Annotated in this window: 3 protein-coding genes; 1 reads left to right on the top strand and 2 read right to left on the bottom strand. The window is 52.3% G+C overall.

Features of this window, described 5'->3' with window-relative positions; translation table 11 throughout:
• The coding region (locus D6694_14965) for a hypothetical protein (protein ID RMH34890.1) at positions 1-252 on the bottom strand (252 nt) is incomplete at its 3' end.
• Positions 253-258: 6 nt separating this feature from the next.
• Positions 259-645, bottom strand: a complete 387-nt coding sequence (locus tag D6694_14960) for a divalent-cation tolerance protein CutA (protein ID RMH34889.1) — start codon at positions 643-645, stop codon at positions 259-261.
• Positions 646-771: 126 nt separating this feature from the next.
• On the opposite strand from D6694_14960, the gene D6694_14955 reads away from it, so the two are divergent.
• Positions 772-1730: efflux RND transporter periplasmic adaptor subunit (locus D6694_14955; protein ID RMH34888.1), on the top strand; the 959-nt coding region annotated here is incomplete at its 3' end.

Raw genomic sequence — 1730 nt, 5'->3', positions numbered from 1 at the left:
GCAATCCGGAAAACCAATACGCCCGTCAGCCACTTTGAACTGAAATTGTTGCCGGTAGAGATAGTAGTCATCCGCAATCTGATAACGAAGCACAAGCTGCTCATCCAAAATTTCAACGGATGGTTGGAAAGCCAACTCGCGCTTTAAATGCTCGTCTTCATTGCTGGCAAGACCGGAAAGATCGATCGCATACACTGGCGTGACCGCGCCGAGCAAGAGTACAAATAAGAAATTTTGGACAAAGGACTTCATGCTTTTTTATCCCAGAACCTGATTCAGCCAGTGAACATATGGAACGTCCTCAGCGAGGATGGGCAAGACAACAAGCTCCGGCACCTCGTAAGGGTGGACATCGTCGAAAAATTCTTTGAGCTGTGTCAGCTTGTCTGCTCGTGTCTTGATGAAAAGCACTTTTTCGGTATCGGTCACCAGTTCGCCTTGCCACTCATAATGCGATTCGACCCCCGGCAGAACGTTCACACAGGCGGCCAATTTGGCCTTGACCAGTTTTTGCGAAAAGCTGGCGGCATCATGAGTTGCCGGTAAGGTGGTTAACACAACGATAGGCTTCATTTTTCTGAGCACCCTGATCCAGTCTGAGCCTAGTGTAACAGCCAATACGCCGTAGACAAGCGAGAGTGTCATCACGTTACACTTCTTAACACTTTTTTCAAAGTGCCATTGAAAAACTCCGCTAGAATAGAGCGCAAGTTTGTGTCACACCGTTTTTCTTTAGGAGGCAGTACGGTGACGAACAGGTCCATCCCCCCCGTGCAAAAGTCGGAAGTACAATTTGACACCGAAACGGTGGTACCGCCCAAAAAATGGGTGATCTTTGGTGCGGTGATTGTGATTTTGGCCATCTCATTCGGCGTCTTTCAACTACTGAGCGCAATGCGCCAAGCGCCACCCCAGAAACAAGCCAAACCGGTGGCCCCGTTGGTAGAAGTTGTGCCATTGTCTCCGATGCAAGTGCATTTCTCGATTCCTTCCCAGGGGACCGTTGTGGCCAAGACGCGGACTGTTTTGGTGGCGCAAGTGTCGGGGACCATTCGGGACATTTCTCCGAAACTGGAGAATGGTGGATTTTTCAGAAAAGGCGAATGGATGGCGACCATAGATCCGCGTGACTATGAAATTGCTGTCCATGAAGCACAGGCGCGCTTAGACGCCGAGTTGGCGCGCTTGCAAGAAGCGCAAGCGCAAGCAGAACAGGCGCGTGAAGAGTGGAAGTTGACGGGGCGGCCTCTGGACAAAGCACCGCCGTTGGCGTTGAAATTGCCGCAAGTGGCTCAGGCCGAGGCCAGTGTCGCCATCGCACGGGCTGGACTGGAACGGGCACAGCGCAATTTGGAAAAAACCAAAATTGTGGCGCCGTACGATGCCTTTGTCGAAAGTGTTAATGTAGATTTGGGACAGTTCGTTTCGCCCGGCGCCCAGTTGGCGACCATCTTTTCAGTCGATGCGGTCGAAGTGCGCCTGCCCGTGCTTGAGCAGGATGTGCCATTTTTACGACCGATCAGCGAAGATGCCCCTGTGTCTGTGACGCTTACGGCAGATAACGGACGTGAAGTTCGCACATGGCAAGCGGTTTTGGTGCGTCGTGAAGCGAAGATAGATGAGCGCAATCGCGTGCTGTATGTAATCGCTCGACTGGACGATCCGTTTGGCCTATACGGGGCAAAGCGGGAAGCGCCCCTACGCCCCGGATTGTTTGTCCAGGCGGAAAT

The organism is Gammaproteobacteria bacterium (genome assembly GCA_003696665.1).
Taxonomy (GTDB): Bacteria; Pseudomonadota; Gammaproteobacteria; order Enterobacterales.
Note: the sequence above shows the minus strand (reverse complement) of the source record. Positions and strands in the feature narration are given on the sequence as shown.